Here is a 13,739-nt window from a genome sequence, read left to right as displayed (position 1 = left end):
CCGTCAGCCGGCCTCCCCGATCAGAGCCGCCACCGTGCGCAGCAGCAGCGCGATGTCGCCGTCGCGCGAGAGGCGGTGGTCGCCGTCCTTGATCAGCGCGACCTGCACGTCGGCTGAACGCAGCACCGCGGCGATCCGCATCGACACTTCCCACGGCACGTCGGGATCGGCCTGGCCGTGGATCAACCGCACCGGACAATCGAGCGCGATCTCGTCAGCGAGGAGCAGCCGGCGCTGCCCGTCGGCCCAGAAGCCCGCATGGGTCGGGGTGGGTTCGGGACCATACTGGTTGGGCTCGAAAATGGTCTCGCCCAGGATAAGCTTCGCCTTGTCCTCGGGCGCATAGCCCCAGGTCGTGAAGTCGGGCGCGGGCGCCAGCCCGACCAGTCCGGCGCGGTGTTCGGCGGGCAGGGCGAGCGCCACGAGCAGCATCAGCCAGCCGCCCATCGACGAGCCGACCAGCACGACGGGGCCCGGGCACTGCGCCGCGATCAGCGCCAGCACCTCGTCGCGCCATCGCGAGAGCGTGCCGTCGGCGAAATCGCCCGGGCTCTCGCCGCAGCCCGAATAGTCGAGCAGCAGGCAGGCGCGGCCTTTAGCCGTAGCCCAATCGAACAGCGCGGTGGCCTTACCGCCAGCCATATCGGACATGTAGCCGGGCAGGAACACCAGCGTCGGGCCAGAGGCTTCGGCACTTCCGGGGGTGAAGCGGTAGGCGATGCGGCGGCCGTCGGCCAGCGTGTGGAACTGCGTGGGCATCGCCCGCTATGTGGAACCGTCCCGCCCGAAGGGCAAGGGTGTCACGCCACCTTGCGGTCGCTCTTGCGATCGACCGTCGGCCCGGACTCGTAATATCCGTTCACGGCCTCGGCTTCGATCGGTCGGCTGTAGTGATAGCCCTGAACGTGGGTGCAGCCCGCGCTGCGCACGGGATCGACCAGGCCTTCCTCGCTGATACCCTCGGCCACGACCTCGGCGCCGATACGCAGCGCCATGGTCACGGCCGCGTCGAACACCGCCTGCGAGGTCGGGTCCTTGCCCAGGTCGGTGATCAGGCTGCGGTCGAGCTTGAGGCGGTCGAACTTGAAGGTCTTCATCATGCACAGCGACGAATAGCCCGTGCCGAAATCGTCGAGTGCGATGCGGAAGCCGGCGTTGCGCAGTAGGTTGAGCGTCATCAGCGCGCGCGTGTTGCGTTCGATCGACAGCGATTCGGTGACTTCCAGGATCACGCGCTGCGGCGTGATCGCGTGCTGGCGACAGCAATCCATGAGGAAGCCAACGAAGCCGTCCTGCTGCAGTTGCAGCGGCGAGAGGTTGATGCTCATTGACAGGTGCGGCCAGCGCGACAGATCGTCGAGCGCGCGCTGGACGATCCAGTAGCCAAGCTGGACCATCAGGCCTGAGCGTTCGGCTGCGGGGATGAAGCGCGCGGGGCTGATCTCGCCGAGCAGCGGATGCTGCCAGCGAACCAGGGCCTCGACCTCGTCCTCCCCGCCCGCGATCGAATGGATCGGCTGGTAGACCATGCGCAGTTGGCCATCGTCGAGCGCCAGGGCGAGGTCGCGTTCGAGCGCGCGGCTGAGCTCGCGTTCTTCCTCGAGATCGGCGGTGAAACGCGTGGCGCGATTGCGGCCGCCGTTCTTCGAGGCATAGAGCGCGAGATCGGCCTGGTTGATCAGCGCGTTGACCTCGTCCTCGCTCTCGCCCGTGGTCGTTTCGACGAGGCCGAGCGAGATCGAGATCGCGACGTTGTAGTCGCCGAGATCGAAGGGCGCGCGCATGGCGCCTACGAGGTCGGTGCCGAGCGTCGCCGCGGCGGCGCCTTTGGGCAGCATGGTGCAGAGCGCGAATTCGTCGCCGCCGGTGCGCGCGATGATCGCCTCGTTCCCCAGTAGCTCCTTCATGCGTTCGCCGATCAGCTTGACCAGGCGATCGCCGACGGCGTGGCCGTAGTCGTCGTTGACGTGCTTGAAGCGGTCGATATCGGCCAGCATGACCAGGAAGATGCTGCCGTTGCCCGCTCCCAGCTTGCGCGCGGTCCGTTCGACGAAGGCGCGGCGGTTGGGCAGCCCGGTCGAGGGATCGGTGAAGGCCAGGTTCTTCACGGCCTGGGCGTTGCGGCGGAAAGTCTCGAGCGAGCCCGACAGCGCGCGCAGTTCGCGCAAGCGAAAATCGCCGACCTCGAAGTCGAGATCGCCCTCTGCGAGGCGGCGCAGCGCCACGTGCATACGGCGCAGCGCGGGCAGAATGTTGCGCAGCAGATCGATCAGAATCAGCAGGGCAAAGGCGATCGTCACGGTGCCGGCGCCGATCACCAGCATCTGCCAGTTGTGGCTCGACCGGCTGAGCTGGTCGTAGGCGCCGTCGCGGTCGGCGCTGGCCTTGGCTTCGATCGCGGCGGCGAGCGAGGCCATCTGCGCATTGCGCTCGTCGATCGCGCCGCGCTCGGCGCGGCCGGATGCGGGGTTGCCGCGCACCTCGGCGATCGTCGCCACGTGCTGATCGATGTCGTTGAGCACGGCGATGTCCTGCGGCAGGCCATAGAGCTCCATGCCGCTGGCGCGTAGCGCGTTGATCTGCTCGCCGATACGGATGGCGACGTCGGTCATTTCGCCGTCCGCGCGCGCGGCTTCGCTTGCCGAGGCCGGCGACAGATACAGATGCGTCGCCAGCCGGAACTGCGCGACGAGCTTGACCAGCTGTTCGGCATGTTCGGTGTTGGTCGCCGTCGCACGCATCTCCTCGCTTTCCGCGCGCAGCTTGAACGCGCGGTCCTGCGAGATGACCTGCAGTGCGCACGTGCACGCCACGATCAGCAGCACAGAGCCGAGCAGGCGTTTCTCGAGCGACCCGAATATTGCCCCGAAGCCAGCCTTCAGGCTGAACCCATGTACCCGCACCATATCGACCTCATCGACTTATGAACGGCCGCTCCCCGGCAGCCTGACTCGTGACCCGTTGCGGCGCTGGCTAGTCCGGAAAGGTTGAGAAAGTGTCCCCGCGTCATCAAGCAAATCCTTAGATTTCTGCCATTTTTGTGTCATATAGGCGGTGCTTGAGCGTGGTCCTTGGCCATGCTAGTTGGCGGGTGATGGCGCGTGTGATCCTTCTGGCACCGAGCACTACCACCACCCCGGGCGACCGGGGGCGGTTCGTCGCTCGCGCCTAGTGCGCTAGCCGCGCCGCCGTCCGGGTTCGGACAGGCGGTGTCTCCTATCCGAACCTGATCGAATAGACGCCGCCCCTTCCGGTGCGCCGGTCTTTCTGCCAAAGCGCGCCCTGAATTTACCGAGCAGAATTCTTACCGAGAGTCAGCATGACCGAGCTTCTGAAAATCAGCCTGCCCGATGGTTCCGTGCGCGAGATGCCCGCGGGCTCGACTCCCGCCGACGTCGCGGCCGCGATCGGCCCAGGCCTCGCCAAGGCGGCGCTGGCGGCAAAGATCGACGGCGAACTCGTCGACCTGTCGCGTCCCTTCACGCAGGATTCGGCGCTTGCGCTGGTGACCGTCAAGGACGAGGCCGATGCACTCGACCTTGCCCGGCACGACTATGCCCACGTCCTGGCCGAAGCGGTGCAGAACCTGTTCCCCGGCACGCAGATCACCTTCGGTCCCTCGACCGACGACGGCTTCTATTACGACTTCGCGCCGAAGGATCGTCCGTTCACCGACGAGGACCTGCCGGCGATCGAGGCCGAGATGCGGAAGATCATCGCCGCGAACAAGCCGCTCGTGCGCGAAGTGATCGCGCGCGACACCTTGATCGCGCAGTGGCAGGCCGCGGGTGAGAGCTTCAAGGCCGAGTGGGCCGCCGAACTGCCGCAGGGCGAGGAGCTGACGGTCTATCACAGCGGCTCGGACTGGTACGACATGTGCCGCGGTCCGCATCTGCCCAGCACCGGCAAGCTCGATCCCGCTGCCTTCAAGCTGACGCGCGTCTCGGGCGCCTATTGGCGCGGCGACCAGAAGAACGCGATGCTGAGCCGCATCTACGGCACCGGTTGGCTCAACAAGAAGCAGCTCGAGGCGCATCTGCTCCGGCTGGAGGAAGCGGCCAAGCGCGATCACCGCAAGCTCGGTCAGGAGATGGACCTGTTCCACCTCCAGGCCGAAGCCCACGGTTCGGTGTTCTGGCACCCCAAGGGCTACGTCATCTATCGCGCGCTCGAAGACTATATGCGCCGCGCGCTGAGCACGGGCGACCATAAGGAGGTCAAGACCCCGCAGGTGATGGACGCTCGCCAGTGGGAGAAGTCCGGCCACTGGGGCAAGTACCGCGAGAACATGTTCGTCATCCCCGACGAAGTACCCAACATCGACGATGACGGCCCGGTGATCTCGGGCGAGGCCGACTGGATGGCCCTGAAGCCGATGAATTGCCCGGCGCACATCCTGATCTTCAAGCAGGGCATCAAGTCCTATCGCGACCTGCCGCTGCGCCTGGTCGAGAACGGCTGCTGCCACCGCAACGAGCCGCACGGCGCGCTCCACGGGCTGATGCGTGTTCGCCAGTTCACCCAGGACGACGGCCACCTGTTCTGCCGCGAGGACCAGATCGTCGGCGAAGTCCGCGCGTTCTGCGAACTGGCCGACCGCGTCTACAAGCACTTCGGCTTCACCTATGCGATCAAACTGGCGCTGCGCCCGGACAATCGCATCGGCACCGAGGAGCAGTGGGACATTGCCGAGGCCGAGCTGCGCGACGCCGTCGTCGCGGCGGGTCTCGCGACCGCAGACTACGGCTGGGAAGAGCTGCCCGGCGAAGGCGCTTTCTATGCGCCCAAGCTCGAATGGCACCTGACCGACGCGATCGGCCGCACCTGGCAGGTCGGCACGATCCAGTCCGACCGCATGCTGCCCGAGCGGCTCGACGCCAACTACATCGGCGAGGACGGCGAGAAGCATCGTCCGGTCATGCTGCACCGCGCGATCTTCGGTTCGTACGAGCGCTTCATCGGCATCCTGATCGAGCACTTCGCGGGCAAGCTGCCGGTCTGGCTCGCGCCGGTCCAGGCGGTCGTGGCGACGATCGTCTCGGACGCCGACGGCTATGCGGCCGAAGTGGCGGCGAAGCTCAAGGATGCGGGCGTGCGGGTCGAGACCGACCTGCGCAACGAGAAGATCAACTACAAGGTCCGCGAGCACTCGCTGGCGAAGGTCCCGCACCTGCTGGTCGTCGGCAAGCGCGAGGCCGACGAGGGCACCGTCGCGATTCGCACCCTGGGCGAGGAGCGGCAGAAGTTCGTCTCGCTCGACGAGGCGATCGCGCTGCTCAAGGCCGAGGCGACGCCGCCTGATCTGAAATAGTGGCCGACCTGCGGTGATCGTCCGGCCGGGAACCTCGGCCGACGTATCGCGCGCGCTGGAGATCTGGCGCGCCGCGGTCGACGCGACGCATGGATTCCTCACGCCCGAGGACCGCGCGGCGATCGAGCATATGGTCGGCACGCAGTTTCTGCCCTTCGTCGAACTCTGGCTGGTCGACGACGCGCCGGGGCGCCCGATGGGTTTCCTGGCGATGGACGGCGACATGATCGACGCGCTGTTCGTCGATCCTGCCGTCCACGGGCGGGGCTACGGTAGTGCCTTGATAAGACATGCTCTTGCCCTGGCGTCGAATGCCCGCGTCGATGCCAACGAGCAGGCAACGAATGCCTTGCCCTTCTATCTTGCGCGTGGTTTCGTGGTGATCGGACGGTCCGAGACCGATGGCGAGGGGCGACCCTATCCGCTGATCCATCTGCGCCACGGGGGAATCGGGGCATGATGTGCGTGCGATATGTTGCAGGCATTTTGCTGGCGCTTGCCGCCACTCCAGCCGCCGCGCGCCCGGCCTCCGAGATCGAGCGCTATTACCTCGGCCGCTACGTCGTGAAGACCGAGGATTCCGCGCGCACCGTGTGCCGCGCCGAGATCGCCTGGGCCGACGACGTCGGCGGCGAATTCGTTGCTACCGGATGCGGTGCGGTCCCTGCGATCGCCGAATCGGCGCGCTGGTTCTTCGACGAGGACAAGGGCGAGGTTCGTTTCGAGGATCCGCTGCACAAGTCGCGCTTCCGCCTTCGCGAGACCGATGCCGGTTTCATCGCGATCCTGCCCGACGAGAGCCGCTACTGGTTCGAGAATGCGCCGAAGCCGGCCTCAAAGCCGGCGCGACGTGCGCGCCGCCGTTCCTGATCATCCTGACCGGAGGAAATTGCCGATGACCATCGATCTTCGTCGTTCGCTTTGCGCGCTAACGCTCGCCGGCCTCGCCGCGGGCTGCAGCGGTGGCGGTGCGGGAGGCAGCAGCAAGGGCGCCGAATGGGCGGTCGATGCCTGCAAGACCTTTCCGGCCGAAGCCGCGGGCAAGGCCGGCGGGGTCGCCGTGGCCAAGGCCGAAAGCTCGGCCGCAACCAGCAACCAGCAGGTCACGGTGTCGAACTGCACGTATTCGAGCGCCGACGGCAAGGACAACTTCGGGGTGCTGTTGCGTCAGGACAAGGTCAGCGGGCAGACCGTCGACGAGCAACTCGCCGGTGTGACCTCGCAGCCCGACGTGACCGGCCCGGGCGAGCCTGTCGCCATGCCCAAAGGCAAGGCCGTGTGGATGACGAAGCTGCGCACGCTGTCTTACGTGCCGGAAGGTGCGCGTATGATCGTGGTGACGCCGCCCGGCGCGATCGCCTTCGGTCAGGCGCCGGTGCCGGTCGAGCAACTCAAGACCAAGGCCATCGCGATCGCAAACGCGATCGAGGGCTGATCAGAACGGAAAGGCCTGGCCCGCCAGGATCAGCGCGAGCGCGCAGCCGCTGACGATCAGTATGCGCAGCGCCTCGAGCTTGCGATGCTGCGCGACGGTGCGGGTAAGAGCGATGACTCGGGCCATGGGTGTGATTGTGCGCCCATGGCGGTTACCGAGCCGTTAAGAGGCAGCGCTTGCCATCTGCTGGCTCGCGCAGTGGAAGCCGCCGCCGCCCGCGAGCACGGCACCGCCTGGCAGGCCCAGGGTGTCGCGATCGGGGAACAGCGCCGCCACGGCGGCAACGCCCTCGGCATCGTGCGGGCTGCCGAAGGTGGGCACGACCACCAGCTTGGAGGTGATCGCAAAATTCATGTAGCTCGCGGGCTCGATGCGGCCGTCACGTTCGACGCGGCCCGGCGAGGGAACCTCGCGCACCGTCACGCCGAAAGCCTCGGCGCGCGCCTTGGTGTCGGCATAGATCGCGGCATTGGGATCGTCGGCCCCGGTCGCGCGCGGCACGGCGAGCATGCCGGGCGCCACGAAGCGCGCGAGGTTGTCGACATGACCGTCGGTGTGATCGTTGATCAGCCCGTCGCCGAGCCAGAGCACGCGTTCGAAGCCGAGGTCGGCGCAGAGCCGCGTCTCGATCTCGCCGCGCGTGAGCTGCGGATTGCGGTTGGGGTTGAGCAGGCACTGTTCGGTGGTTGCGACCAGGCCGGCGCCATCGGTGTCGATCGCGCCGCCTTCGAGAATCCAGTCCGACGTGTCGATCGCGAGCCCGGCGTCGCGCGCGAGTTCGGCGCCGATCGTCTGGTCGCCGTCCATCAGGTATTTCCCGCCCCAACCGTTGAAGCCGAAGCGCCGCGCGCGGCGATTGCCGGCGCCGTCGAGCACGACCAGCGGCCCGGTATCGCGCAGCCAGACGTCGCCATAGGTGCGCCGCTCGATCGTGACCTTGCTGCTGACCAGCGCTCGCGCGCGCACTTCGTTGGCCTCGTTGCGGACGATCAGGCGGGCTTCCTGGCCGCTCTCGGCGACGGCGCTGGCGAAAGCGGCGATCTGCTCCTGGGCTTGCTCGAGAAAGCCCGGCCATTCCTCGCCCTCATGCGGAAAGCCGATCCAGATCCAGTCCTGCGGATGCCATTCCGGGGGAAAGCGGAAGGTCACTTTCTCGCCTCTCCTCGGCTGGCGTCGCGCACGCGGCGGAACTCGTCGTCGGGGTGCCAGTTGGGCCAGGCGTTGCTCGTCGCGAGGTCGCGCCCGAGCGTGTAGAATAGCTGGACGTCCTGGGTGATGCCCGACCAGTCCCAGTCGGGCGAATATTCGTCGTTCGGGCCGTGGTAGCGATTCTTGACGTAGTCCTCGTTGGCCGCTTCGCCGGCCGCGACACCGCCCTCGAACTGGTCGAGACCGCGCTTGAGATTGTACATCGGCACGCCGCGCTTGGCGAAGCTGAAGTGGTCCGAGCGGTAGTAACCGCCGCGCTCGGCGTGATCCTCGGGTGCTTCCTTGAGCCCCAGCGACTGCAGGGTCGCGCGGAAGCTCGTGGTCAGGTCCGATTTGTCGCCGCCGACCATCTGATAGTCGCGCGCGCGGCCGCTGACGCGCAATGCGTCCATGTTCACGCCCCCGACGGTCTTGGCCAGCGGATAGACCGGGTGCTGCGCATAAAATTCGGAGCCGAGCAGACCCGATTCCTCGAGCGTCACCGCCAGGAACACCTGGGTGCGCGGCGTGCGGCCGGCGGCGCCATTCGCCTTGGCCAGCGCTGCGAGCGCTGCGACGCCGGTCGCGTTATCGACCGCGCCGTTGCACATGTCGTCGCCGGTGGCGTCGGGCTTGCAGCGGCCGAGATGATCCCAGTGCGCCGAATAGAGCACGTATTCGTCGGGCTTGGTCGTGCCGGGCAGGACGCCGACGACGTTGCGAGAGACCGATTTGCGCGCGGTGTTGTCGAACGAGAGGCTGGCTTTCACACCCAGCGGAACCGCTTTGAATCCCTTCTGCTGCGCCGCGGCGCTGAGTGCCGCGAAGTCCTTGCCGGCGGCGGCGAAGATCTTTTCGGCGACGCCTTTCTGGATCCAGCCGTTGGCCTCGGTCTGGCTCGCGCCGTCGTCGGCCGATTGCACGTAATATTGCGCGCCCGACCAGGACGATTCGACCACGTTCCAGCCATAGGCGGCGGGGAACGTGTCATGGACGATCAGCACGCCCGCGGCGCCCTGGCGCGCGGCTTCCTCGTACTTGTAGGGCCAGCGGCCGTACCAGGTCATGCGGCGGCCCTTGAACGGACCCTCCTCGCTCTCGGTCTGGTAGTCGGGGTCGTTGACCAGGACCACCGCGATCTTGCCCTTCATGTCGAGGCCGGCATAGTCGTTCCAGCCCAGCTCGGGGGCGTTGATGCCATAGCCGACGAAGACCAGCTCGGCGTCCTTGAGCGCGGTGCGCGGGGTCACGCGGTACGAGGCGGCGACGAAGTCGCTGCCATAGGCGAAGCTCAGCGGCGCGCCCTTTCCGCCGATCGTCAGCGGCGAGTATTTGCTGCCGGTTATCTCGACCGTGGGCACGTCCTGCAGCCAGCCGTCCTTGCCCGGCTGGAGTCCGGCCGCCTTGAATTCGGCGATGATCGCATCGAGCACCTTGGGTTCGGTCGCGGTGCTCGGCGCGCGGCCTTCGAGCGTATCGGAGGCGAGCGTCTCGACCACGCGCTTCATCAACGGGACGTCAATCTGCGGTGCCGGAGCGGCGGAATGGGCGGGCGCTGCCAGGACGGTGGCCAAGGCGGCGAAGGCGAAAAGCTGTGATTTCATGACCGAATGAACCTCGAAGGGAGGGAATGGCGCGGTTCTAGGAGAGGCGGTCCGAGCGGACAAGCCGGCTTGCCCTGTGCGCTCCGGACGGGCAGTCAGACGTCATGACTGCCGCCCCCCCGCCTTACGATTGGACTGGAGCCCTCGCGCGCGCTGATCGATATGCGCCTTTCCTTTCGCGGGCGATGGGGCGCCTGCCCGATTGCGTCGCGCTGCTCGCGGCCGGCGAGGGCGAAGCGGCGCTGGCCTGGGCCAAGGCACAGGGTGCCAAGACACGGGAAAAGGGCATCGACGACGTCGGTGTGGCGCTGCGGCGCGAGCGGCTGGCGCTGGCCCTGGCGCTGGCGGTGGGCGATCTTGCCGGGGCCTTCCCCGTGACGCGCGTCACCGGGGAGCTTTCGGCCTTCGCCGACCGGGCAATGGACGCGGCGATCGCCGACGCCATTCGCCGCCGCGTGCCCGAGGCGGAGCCCGCGGGCTTCCTCGCGCTGGCCTTGGGCAAGCACGGCGCCTGCGAGCTCAACTACTCGTCGGACATCGATCCGATCCTGCTCTACGATCCTGCACTGCTGCCGCGGCGCGAGCGCGACGATCCGGGCGAAGCGGCCGAGCGGGTGGCACGCACCCTTATGGAGACGCTCGCGCGCTCGACCGACGAGGGCTATGTCTTCCGCGTCGACCTGCGCCTGCGACCGGCCTCCGAGGTCAGCCCGCTGGCGATCCCGATCGACGCGGCGCTGACGCATTACGAAAGCTCGGCTCTCGCCTGGGAGCGCGCCGCCTTCATCCGCGCGCGCGCCTGCGCCGGCGACGTGTCTGCGGGCGAACAGTTCCTCGCGGCGATCCGGCCTTTCGTCTGGCGCAAGAGCCTCGACTTCGGCGCGATCGCCGAGATCGGGCGGCTGACCGCGCAGATCCGCTCGAACACGCGCCAGGCCTGGACCGTCGGGCCCAACTTCGACCTCAAGAAAGGCCGCGGCGGCATCCGCGAGATCGAGTTCTACGCGCAGACGCACCAGCTGATCCACGGCGGGCGCAATCCGGCGCTGCGGCTGCGCGGGACGCGCGCCTCGCTCGATGCCCTGGCCGGGGCGGGGATCATCCCGGCCGACGATGCGCGACTGCTCGGCGAGAGCTACGACCGGCTGCGCACGCTCGAACACCGCCTGCAGATGGTCGCCGACCAGCAGACTCACGCGTTGCCCAACGACTGGGCGGCGATCGAGGAGGTGGCCAGGCTCGAAGGCCTGCCCGATAGCGATACCTTGCTGTCCGAGATCACGCGCATCACCCAGGGTGTCGGCGAGCGCTACGACGCGCTGATCGCCAGCACCGGACCTGGCGAGGGCAAGGCCGCGCCGGCGATGCCCGCCAGCAACGCGCCCGTCGCCGACGAACTCGCAAGCCTCGGTTTCGCCGATGCCGAAGAGCTCGCGCAGCGGATCGACGGCTGGCGCTCGGGCAAGCTGCGCGCCTTGCGCAGCGATGCCGCGCGCATGGCCTTCGAGGCGATCCAGCCTGCGCTGCTCGCGGCCTTCGCCAAAGCGCCCGAGCCCGAACAGGCCTTCCTGCGTTGGGAACGATTGCTCGCCAACCTGCCCACCGCGATCAACCTGTTCAACCTGCTCGAGGCGCGGCCGGCGCTCGTGCAATTGCTCGCGCGCATCCTCAGCCTCGCGCCTCCGCTCGCCGACGAACTCGCGCGGCGCGCCGACCTGCTCGATCCGCTGATCGACGCCAGTGCCTTTGCGCTCCCCGGCGATGTCGAGGCACTGATCGGCGAATTCGCGCACGGCGAGAGCGACGACGACTACGAACGCGTGCTCGATCGCGTCCGCCGCCGGGTGGGCGAGAAGCGCTTTGCACTCGGTGTGCAGCTGATCGAGGGGGCGACCGATCCGCTCGAGATCTCGGCCGGGCTCGCGCGCGTCGCCGAGGCGGCGATCCGTGTCCTGACCGACGCGGCGCTCGTCGAGTTCGAGCGCAACCATGGCCGCATCGCCGGCAGCGAACTTGTCGTGCTCGGGCTCGGCCGCATGGGCGGCGGCGCGCTGACCCACGCCTCGGACCTCGATCTGGTCTATCTGTTCACCGGCGATTTCGCCGGCGAATCCGACGGGCGGCGTCCGCTCGGCGCCTCGGCCTATTACAACCGCCTGTGCCAGCGCGTGACCGGGGCGCTCTCGGTGCCCACGGCCGAAGGCGCGCTCTATGAGGTCGATACGCGGCTGCGCCCCTCGGGCGATCAGGGGCCACTGGCGGTCAGCTTCGACAGCTTCGCGCGCTACCAGCGCGAACAGGCCTGGACCTGGGAGCACATGGCGCTCTGCCGCGGACGGCCGCTCTACGGTTCCCCGGAAGCGCGCGCCGAGCTTTGCGATGTGGTCATCGGCGTGCTGACCGCGCCGCGCGATCCGGCCAAGCTGCGCGCCGACGTGCTCGACATGCGCCGGACCATGGCGCAGCACAAGCCGGCCAAGGGGCCGCTCGACGTCAAGCTGGCGCGCGGCGGGCTCGTCGATGTCGAGTTCATCGTTCACTACCTGCAACTGCGCGAGGGAACAGCGCTGCTGCCGCGCCTCGGCGAGGCGATTCCGGTTCTGGTGGCGCAAGGCTTGCTGCCCGAAACGATGATCGCCGCTCACGGCGCGCTGGCGCGAATGCTGATCGCCGCGCGGCTGCTCGCGCCCGATGGCCAGGAACCGCACGCGGCGGCGCGCGCGGTGCTTGCCAAGGCCTGCGGATGCGGCGATTGGGAGGCGGTGCTGGCCGGACTGGCCCAGGCGCGCGGCGCGGTCGCCTCCGTCTGGCGCGAACTGTTCGGCGAAGACCTGGAGATCGACTCATGACCACCCCCCCCGTCGCCGGTGACGTTCTTCCCGATATCGCGCTCGAGACGCCCGAAGGTGGCAGCATCAAGCCCTCGGACTTCAAGGGGAGGAAGCTCGTGCTGTTCTTCTATCCCAAGGACGACACGCCGGGCTGCACCACCGAGAACCTCGACTTCTCGCGGCTTGCGCCCGAATTCGAGAAGGCCGGCACGGGGCTGCTCGGCGTCAGCAAGGATCCGCCCAAGAAGCACGCCAAGTTCGCCGAGAAGCACGCGCTCGTCGCCCCGCTCGCCAGCGACGCCTTGGAAAACGGTCTGTCGGACGCGCTCGGCATCTGGACTGAGAAGCAGAACTACGGCCGTACCTATATGGGCATGGTCCGCACGACCCTGCTGATCGATGCCGAGGGCAAGATCGCGCAAGTCTGGGACAAGGTGAAGGTCAAGGGCCACGCCGAGGCGGTGCTGGAGGCGGCCAGAGCGCTCTGATGGCTGCGAGCGTCGCGTCCGCGATCCGGTCGGCGCTGCTGACCGCCGATCCGCGCGCCAAGGCGATGGCGGCGCGCGCGGTGGCGCGCGACTGGCGGCTCGGCCGGCTCGGCTTCGCGTTCGACGCGGAGATGCCCGATCGTCCGGCGCGACCCGAGCGGCCCGAATTGCTGCTGCCCAAGCACATGCCCAAGCGTCGCAAGGGCGGATCGGAGCGCGGCCGGATCGCGCTGTGGCATGCCCTGGCGCATATCGAATTCGTCGCGATAGACCTTGCGCTCGACATGGCCGGACGCTTCGGTGCCGGAATGGAACGCGGCTTCGTGGGAGACTTCCTCGCCGTCGCGGCCGACGAGGCGATGCATTTCGCGCTGATCGAACGCCGGCTGCGCACGCTCGGCAGCCACTACGGAGCGCTGCCTGCGCACGACGGTCTGTGGGATGCCGCGCTAGAGACGCGGCATGACGTCGCCGCGAGGCTGGCGATCGTGCCGATGGTGCTCGAGGCACGCGGTCTCGACGTCACGCCGGCGATGATCGAGCGGCTCCGCGCGATGGGTGACGAGCCCGGCGTGAGGCTTCTGGAACGAATCCTTGACGATGAAATTAACCACGTCCGAATCGGCGCAAATCATTTCACCGCGGTCTGCGCGTCGCGCGGCGAAGAGGTTAACGAAACCTGGAATCTGTTAATAACTCGGCACTTTCGGGCGGGTTTGAAAGGACCGTTCAACGACTCAGCGCGTGCGGCAGCCGGTTTACCGCGGCCAACCGAGCATGCGCTTGCCTAGCTTAGTTTCGTCTGGGTAATAGCAATCTGCGAGACGGCGGGGGGGTTCCGACCATCTCCAAAAAAAGGCTTCGGCGGTTCCGCCGCCGGAG

The 13,739-nt window shown here is 67.7% G+C and carries 12 protein-coding genes; 7 read left to right on the top strand and 5 right to left on the bottom strand.

Translation table 11 applies throughout. The features are described 5' to 3' along the window. Positions 1–3 precede the first annotated feature (3 nt). Positions 4–759 (bottom strand): alpha/beta hydrolase, encoded by a 756-nt coding sequence (locus tag WG901_RS09845; protein ID WP_339586894.1) that lies wholly within the window; start codon positions 757–759, stop codon positions 4–6. A 41-nt stretch (positions 760–800) separates the two neighbouring features. Continuing rightward, the gene (locus WG901_RS09840; protein WP_339586893.1) at positions 801–2,813 is read right to left on the bottom strand and encodes a putative bifunctional diguanylate cyclase/phosphodiesterase; all 2,013 of its coding nucleotides are present in this window, start codon (positions 2,811–2,813) and stop codon (positions 801–803) included. A 506-nt stretch (positions 2,814–3,319) separates the two neighbouring features. Between WG901_RS09840 and thrS the strand changes: the two genes are divergently transcribed. From thrS to WG901_RS09820, 4 genes are read left to right on the top strand one after another with little or no spacing between them, the layout of a single operon-like run. Next, complete coding sequence (gene thrS / locus WG901_RS09835; RefSeq protein WP_339586892.1) at positions 3,320–5,311, top strand: threonine--tRNA ligase; 1,992 nt, start codon at positions 3,320–3,322, stop codon at positions 5,309–5,311. 13 nt (positions 5,312–5,324) lie between these two features. Beyond that, entirely contained in the window at positions 5,325–5,771 is a 447-nt protein-coding gene (locus tag WG901_RS09830; protein ID WP_339586891.1) for an acetyltransferase, read from the top strand. Beyond that, complete coding sequence (locus WG901_RS09825) at positions 5,768–6,181, top strand: hypothetical protein (protein ID WP_339586890.1); 414 nt, start codon at positions 5,768–5,770, stop codon at positions 6,179–6,181. Before WG901_RS09830 ends, WG901_RS09825 begins: the two co-directional genes overlap by 4 nt. A gap of 25 nt (positions 6,182–6,206) precedes the next feature. Continuing rightward, positions 6,207–6,746, top strand: a complete 540-nt coding sequence (locus tag WG901_RS09820) for a hypothetical protein (protein WP_339586889.1) — start codon at positions 6,207–6,209, stop codon at positions 6,744–6,746. Here WG901_RS09820 and WG901_RS09815 read toward each other — a convergent pair whose 3' ends face one another. From WG901_RS09815 to WG901_RS09805, 3 genes are read right to left on the bottom strand one after another with little or no spacing between them, the layout of a single operon-like run. Next, a complete protein-coding gene (locus WG901_RS09815; protein WP_339586888.1) occupies positions 6,747–6,872 on the bottom strand; it encodes a hypothetical protein in 126 nt (41 codons plus the stop codon). A 36-nt stretch (positions 6,873–6,908) separates the two neighbouring features. Next, on the bottom strand, positions 6,909–7,895 hold the full coding sequence (locus WG901_RS09810; RefSeq protein ID WP_339586887.1) for an agmatine deiminase family protein: 987 nt from the start codon (positions 7,893–7,895) through the stop codon (positions 6,909–6,911). Then, positions 7,892–9,538 (bottom strand): M28 family metallopeptidase, encoded by a 1,647-nt coding sequence (locus WG901_RS09805; protein WP_339586886.1) that lies wholly within the window; start codon positions 9,536–9,538, stop codon positions 7,892–7,894. The genes WG901_RS09810 and WG901_RS09805 overlap by 4 nt, the downstream gene beginning before the upstream one ends. Positions 9,539–9,642: 104 nt before the next feature. Here WG901_RS09805 and WG901_RS09800 point away from each other — a divergent pair, with 104 nt between their 5' ends. The 3 genes from WG901_RS09800 to WG901_RS09790 are packed head-to-tail and all read left to right on the top strand — an operon-like array spanning position 9,643 to position 13,648. Next, positions 9,643–12,387: a bifunctional [glutamine synthetase] adenylyltransferase/[glutamine synthetase]-adenylyl-L-tyrosine phosphorylase gene (locus WG901_RS09800; protein ID WP_339586885.1), complete on the top strand. Its 2,745-nt coding sequence runs from the start codon at positions 9,643–9,645 to the stop codon at positions 12,385–12,387. After that, positions 12,384–12,857: a peroxiredoxin gene (locus WG901_RS09795; protein WP_339586884.1), complete on the top strand. Its 474-nt coding sequence runs from the start codon at positions 12,384–12,386 to the stop codon at positions 12,855–12,857. The genes WG901_RS09800 and WG901_RS09795 overlap by 4 nt, the downstream gene beginning before the upstream one ends. Beyond that, on the top strand, positions 12,857–13,648 hold the full coding sequence (locus WG901_RS09790) for a ferritin-like domain-containing protein (protein WP_339586883.1): 792 nt from the start codon (positions 12,857–12,859) through the stop codon (positions 13,646–13,648). Before WG901_RS09795 ends, WG901_RS09790 begins: the two co-directional genes overlap by 1 nt. Positions 13,649–13,739 lie beyond the last annotated feature (91 nt).

This window comes from Novosphingobium anseongense (assembly GCF_037482895.1).
GTDB lineage: Bacteria > Pseudomonadota > Alphaproteobacteria > Sphingomonadales > Sphingomonadaceae > Novosphingobium > Novosphingobium anseongense.
The sequence above is the reverse complement of the archived record's forward strand: the minus strand, read 5'-3'. Positions and strand labels throughout refer to the sequence as shown.

Coding starts and splice junctions, on each gene's coding strand:
- thrS (WP_339586892.1), top strand. CDS start 3,320: ATGACCGAGCTTCTGAAAATCAGCCTGCCCGATGGTTCCGTGCGCGAG.
- WG901_RS09790 (WP_339586883.1), top strand. CDS start 12,857: ATGGCTGCGAGCGTCGCGTCCGCGATCCGGTCGGCGCTGCTGACCGCC.
- WG901_RS09800 (WP_339586885.1), top strand. CDS start 9,643: ATGACTGCCGCCCCCCCGCCTTACGATTGGACTGGAGCCCTCGCGCGC.
- WG901_RS09825 (WP_339586890.1), top strand. CDS start 5,768: ATGATGTGCGTGCGATATGTTGCAGGCATTTTGCTGGCGCTTGCCGCC.
- WG901_RS09845 (WP_339586894.1), bottom strand. CDS start 759: ATGCCCACGCAGTTCCACACGCTGGCCGACGGCCGCCGCATCGCCTAC.
- WG901_RS09815 (WP_339586888.1), bottom strand. CDS start 6,872: ATGGCCCGAGTCATCGCTCTTACCCGCACCGTCGCGCAGCATCGCAAG.
- WG901_RS09805 (WP_339586886.1), bottom strand. CDS start 9,538: ATGAAATCACAGCTTTTCGCCTTCGCCGCCTTGGCCACCGTCCTGGCA.
- WG901_RS09795 (WP_339586884.1), top strand. CDS start 12,384: ATGACCACCCCCCCCGTCGCCGGTGACGTTCTTCCCGATATCGCGCTC.
- WG901_RS09820 (WP_339586889.1), top strand. CDS start 6,207: ATGACCATCGATCTTCGTCGTTCGCTTTGCGCGCTAACGCTCGCCGGC.